This is a genomic window from Pedobacter glucosidilyticus, from assembly GCF_002483235.1.
Lineage (GTDB): Bacteria > Bacteroidota > Bacteroidia > Sphingobacteriales > Sphingobacteriaceae > Pseudopedobacter > Pseudopedobacter glucosidilyticum_B.
The window spans coordinates 1-5,000 of sequence record NZ_DLHN01000043.1 but is presented as its reverse complement, the minus strand read 5'-3'; the positions used below and the strand labels follow the sequence as shown (position 1 = coordinate 5,000).

General features: G+C 35.1%; 4 protein-coding genes and 1 pseudogene. 2 read left to right on the top strand and 3 right to left on the bottom strand.

Annotated elements, in window-relative coordinates; all coding sequences use genetic code 11:
- The first annotated feature begins 80 nt into the window (after positions 1-80).
- On the top strand, positions 81-1,091 hold the full coding sequence (locus B2745_RS16940) for a helix-turn-helix domain-containing protein (protein ID WP_304069062.1): 1,011 nt from the start codon (positions 81-83) through the stop codon (positions 1,089-1,091).
- Positions 1,092-1,237: 146 nt separating this feature from the next.
- Here the strand turns inward: B2745_RS16940 and B2745_RS16935 are convergent, their stop codons facing one another.
- Entirely contained in the window at positions 1,238-3,898 is a 2,661-nt protein-coding gene (locus B2745_RS16935) for a T9SS type A sorting domain-containing protein (protein WP_304069061.1), read from the bottom strand.
- 156 nt (positions 3,899-4,054) lie between these two features.
- On the opposite strand from B2745_RS16935, the gene B2745_RS16930 reads away from it, so the two are divergent.
- Positions 4,055-4,216: a hypothetical protein gene (locus B2745_RS16930; protein ID WP_304069060.1), complete on the top strand. Its 162-nt coding sequence runs from the start codon at positions 4,055-4,057 to the stop codon at positions 4,214-4,216.
- Between the two features lie 38 nt (positions 4,217-4,254).
- On the opposite strand, the gene B2745_RS16925 is transcribed toward B2745_RS16930, so the two are convergent.
- Together B2745_RS16925 and B2745_RS16920 are read right to left on the bottom strand one after the other, a co-directional pair.
- Entirely contained in the window at positions 4,255-4,773 is a 519-nt protein-coding gene (locus tag B2745_RS16925) for a hypothetical protein (protein ID WP_304069059.1), read from the bottom strand.
- 16 nt (positions 4,774-4,789) lie between these two features.
- Positions 4,790-5,000 (bottom strand): annotated as a pseudogene (locus B2745_RS16920) (transcriptional regulator); the annotation flags it as partial.

The window sequence follows — 5,000 nt, the reverse complement described above, 5'->3', positions numbered from 1 at the left end:
TATATTTAGTAAGTTTTGTATCGGGAAGTAATATGTCATATTAAACTTTCTCAACATCGTTTTTCATTATATTTGTTTTGATGGATACTACAACTTGGAAAATCTCTTATCCCGAAAAATTTATTGCAGAAATAGAACATTATCCTGCGGTACAACATAATCATCAAAGTCAGCAAATACAAGCGCATACACAAGATTTACGCACCACTTTTCAATATGAGAAAATAGAAGAAGGATGCTATTTATTTGTGGTAGACATGGAAGCTCTAGAGGCAACAAAAATTGCTATTTTAGGTGATCGGGAAGTAGAATACTTTTGCCTTTCTTATCAACTGATTAGGGGTGGGGTAAACAAAACGCCTCATAAAGATAATTATCAGCAATCTAAAGCCCTCTCTTTACCCAGAATATGTAGTTTTTATAACAATGCGTTTGATTATGAGACTAATTTTGAGGAGAAAGCAGGTATAAGAGCCTTTATATTTTGCTTTAAGAAAGAATGGTTAATGCAACATATAGATTTGAGTAGTGTTGATTACCAAGCTGGTTTTATGAAAGTACTGGCAAAAGAAATGGATGGTATAGCCTATTTTAACGATAGCTTTTATAAAGACACTTATGATGAGCTGAATCATGTTTTATCCAGTCATAAAAGATCACCAGTCTATAGCTTGGTAGTAAAGAAATTATCCATGGCATTGATAGCCGATTTCTTTAGTATCGTAACTGATCCTTTATCCGTTTTAAATGTACCTGCACAGCCAGAGGAATTTGATGGTATTGAAAACATCAAAGACTATATCCATAACCATTTCAGAAAAGGCTTCCCAGGTTTGGATTATCTGGCAGAATTAGGCAAAATGACCGTACCTACTATGCGCAGGCAGTTTAAAAGGCAAACAGGTAAAACCGCTTTTGATTATTTTAGAGAAGTACAAATGCGATGCGCTTTTGAAATGTTACAACAAGGCCACAGAGTTAAACAGGTAGCATATTTACTTAATTTTAGCAATGCTTCCAATTTTAGCAGAACATTTAAAGAAGTTTATCGTTTGCCCCCAGCAGCGGTAATGAAATTAATTGATGAGTAGGATATAGGAGTATTTATTGAAAAATAAATGTTTGCCGAAGAGTTTCTACCATCATCAACTGATCTCAGACTAAAGAAGAAAAGTCGGAACTCTTTCTGAATATATCAGATCATGTTCCGATTTCTTATTGGGGTGTTATCTAAACCTTATTCAACCAATACTTTAATTTTTGCACCATTTTCTTGAAGTATTAAAAAATAAGCACCAGGATTTAACTTCTTGCTTAACTTAAAAGTTGCATTTCCGTTTGAAAATGGGATATAGCCTTTAAAAACTTCTTTTCCTAACAGGTCATACATCATCAATACTTGATTACCCTCTAAACCGGCATAGTTAATATTTATGGTGCCATCAGTAATCGGATTTGGGTAAACCAGAAGTTCTTTTTGTGCTAAACTGGTAAAGTTTATAGGTCTTATACCCAATACTTCTGTTTTACCATCTTTATCCGTCTGGCTTAGTTGATAATAGCTCAAGCCGTTAGATGGATTAAAGTCTATGGTTTCATAACGAGCACCATTTCCTTTAGATTGTACGACACTTAAAGTTTCAAATGTTTTGCCATCTCTACTTTTTGAAACCGTAAAATGGCTATTATCATGCTCTGTTGCCGTTTCCCATGTTAAATTAACCTGTTTATCAAATTTAACACTTGCCTTATAATCCTTAAGTTTTACAGGTAAAGTACCTAAAGGAAAGCTCTTGGCAAATGCGCCATTAAAAGAAGCGTAAGCTACCACAAGCTCGCTACCTGTAGATATTATATTTGTGTAATTAGCTTGTTTTAGAGAGAAGCCAGCACTACCTACATTTTCCCAAATTGTTCCGTTAAACTTCTGAACAGTAGCTCTACCACCATTTGCGTTATCGCCATAAACCAAATAAGGTGTATTCCCATAAAACATGATATTGGTGTAGGATGCTGAACCAGGTGAAAATCCTGCAGCACCAACAAGCTCCCAAGAAGTTCCATTAAATTTTTGAACTGTAGCTTTGTAAGAGTTAGCAGCATCTTGATAAACTACATAAGGTATTGAGCCGTCAAAAGCTATGCTTGTATATATAGCTTCTCCTGCAGAAAAGCCGGCCGCACCAACAAGCTCCCAAGAAGTGCCGTTAAATTTTTGTACAGTTGCCTTGCTTGAATTTGCACCGTCACCGTAAACAACATAAGGCTTATCATCAAAAAATACCAAATTAATATAAAATGCTACACCAGCAGAGAAGCCCGCTGTGCCTACTAATTCCCAATTGGTACCATTAAACCTTTGTACGGTAATTTTATTGGAATTTGCCGCATCTCGGTAAGCAACATAAGGAATATGATTATTAAAACCAATAGTTGTATATAAAGCTCCTCCAGCAGAAAAACCAGCATTTCCTACAACTTCCCAAGTTGTACCATTAAACCTTTGTACGGTGACTTTACTTGCGTTTCCTCCATCCTGATAAACTACATAAGGTGTGCTTCCATCAAAGGTAATCTGATTATAAGCGACCTGGCCAGCAGAAAAACCTGCATTACCTACAATTTTCCAAGAAGTACCATTATATTTTTTAACAGTTGCTTTATATTGATTTTCTTCATCACGATAAAAAACAAACGGTGTAGTACCATCATAGCCTAGGCTCAGGTACAGTGTTTGACCTGTAGTGAACCCATTAATAAGCCCTACAAATTCCCATTTGTTACCATCATATTTTTGTACAATAGCTTTATTTGATAAACCAGCATCTTGATAAATGATATACGGGGTAGTTCCATTAAAAGCTATATGTGTTCTGGTTGAATTACCTACTGAAAAGCCAGCATTACCTACCAATTCCCAAGTATTACCATTAAATTTCTGTACGGTTATCTTACCAGAATTTGCGCCATCACTGTAAATAATGTAAGGTGTACTACCGCTCATAGCTAAATTTACATGAAAAGCAGTATTGTTAGAGAAACCTACGTTACCAACCAGTTCCCAATTCGTACCATTAAATTTTTGTACCGTAGCTTTGTTAGAGTTTGCAGCATCTGTATAAGCTACATATGGAGTAGCCCCATCAAAAGCAATATTTGCGTAAGAGGCCTGTCCGGCCGTAAAACCGTTCACACCAACAAGCTCCCAGTCTGTTCCATTAAATCTTTTCAATGTTGCTTTAAAAAAATTTCCACCATCAGCATATAACAAATAGGGGGTAGCATTATTAAATATAATAGTGGTATAAAGAGCTGCACCGATGGATATACCGGCTGTACCAACAACCTCCCATGTTGTGCCGTTAAACTTTCGTACGGTGGCTTTACTACTATTACCTCCATCTCTGTAGGCTACATAAGGTGTATTGTTATGGATAGCCAATGAAATATAATTGGCTGTTGCTGACGAGAAGCCAGTAGTACCCACTATTTCCCAAGAAGTACCATTAAATTTTTGGACAGTTGCTCTGTTGGAGTTTGCAGCATCCTGATAAGCAATGTAAGGAGTAGTACCCGCAAAAGCTAAACTAGTATAAACGAGTGTACCTGCTGAGAAGCCAGGTGCGCCTACAAACTCCCAGGATGTACCATTAAATCTCTTAACCGTTAGTCTACTGTTATTATCGGCATCTTGATAAGCTATGTAAGGTGTAGATCCATTAAAGACAAGATAAGGGAACGTGACACCACCAAAACTAGCTTGATTAAAATCATCTGGTCCTAATGGCTGCCAAGTTTGGGCATTTAGGATGATTGTCCAAATACTTAAACTAAATAAAAGCGTAATTTTTTTAAACATCATTTTTGTTAAGAATGGGTTAGAAAATATTTTATACATGTTTTGTTATGTATAGATGCTTGATGATATTAAATTCTACAGCAAATTTACCGCTGATTACATAGCAGATATGATCAAAAAACAATCAAATATGACGGGGGGAATAAATTAAACTCTATATAAATACTCGGAATCTTAAAAAAGGCAGATTTAAATATGTTCAAATTTTTAGTGGAGAAAACGCACAAGTTTTCCATGTTTAATGACGAAGGCAACGCAGCAGCTATTGACGAACCTGTAAAAGATTTTCCGCTTATTCATTTTTTAAAATTATCTGAATCAGAATTTTCAGGATTAAAAGATGCTCAGGATGAATAATTACGATAGCATTACATATAAAATTAATGGTAACTCACTCACTTATACAACCCGCTCTTCCCAGCTACCAAATTAATTGTCACCAAAATATCTTCTTCCAAATCTACTTTTAAAACCAAATCTTCTACACTGATAATTGCATCACCATTGATATCTGCATATTTAGTATCACCTATATTAGGTGTTGGTTTGTGTATTGGGCTGTTATTAATTTCGTCTAAAGACTTAAAAAGTCCGGCATTAAATAGTTGAGCAGCTGAGTTACCCATATACCAATCCGTATATCTTTCTTGGGGCACTAAGTAAATATGAAATGATTTGTTTTTTGGCAGAATAATACTTGTTTCACCACTGGAATCACTTGCTATTGTGCTAAGAGTTTGAAAGAATTCACCTTGATGTTGTAAAATATCAAACTTTATATTTTCTACAGATCTATTATTAGGGTCTAGTACTTTAATGTTTAAAGTAGCAGTTTTTAAGTCCTTTTTACATCCTGTAAATACAGTAAGTGTTAGACCTAACAAAATTGTTGAAAGGTAAAGGTTTGTTTTCATGGTAGATAATGATGTGTTATTTGTTTTTTAAGATTTCTATTTTCTCCCGCTCACTGGCTAATAATCGTTCATATAATTCAACTACTTTATCAATTGGATTAAATGTAAGATTACATCCAAAATTAACAGATCCGGCATTATCATTAAGGGTACTTGAAATAATATTAATCACTGTTTCATCATTATAATTTTTAACAGCATCCGCAGTCACCCCTAAAGCCTTAGCA